Origin of the sequence: Pseudomonas defluvii, from assembly GCF_001695625.1 — a bacterium.
GTDB classification, from domain to species: Bacteria; Pseudomonadota; Gammaproteobacteria; order Pseudomonadales; family Pseudomonadaceae; genus Aquipseudomonas; species Aquipseudomonas defluvii.
The window spans coordinates 1-272 of sequence record NZ_MBPN01000358.1; the positions used below are offsets into that span (position 1 = coordinate 1).

General features: G+C 53.3%; 1 protein-coding gene. It reads right to left on the reverse strand.

The window, feature by feature from the left end:
- Positions 1-155: phage integrase N-terminal SAM-like domain-containing protein (locus tag EKA13_RS27670; RefSeq protein ID WP_171895890.1), on the reverse strand; the 155-nt coding region annotated here is incomplete at its 3' end.
- Positions 156-272: the final 117 nt, after the last annotated feature.

The window sequence follows — 272 nt, forward strand, 5'->3', positions numbered from 1 at the left end:
TGACGCACACCGTGGAAACGGATGAAGGCACGAACCCAGTGGACATAAGCCTGTTCGGTTCGTAAACTGTAATGCAAGTAGCGTATGCGCTCACGCAACTGGTCCAGAACCTTGACCGAACGCAGCGGTGGTAACGGCGCAGTGGCGGTTTTCATGGCTTGTTATGACTGTTTTTTTGTACAGTCTATGCCTCGGGCATCCAAGCAGCAAGCGCGTTACGCCGTGGGTCGATGTTTGATGTTATGGAGCAGCAACGATGTTACGCAGCAGGG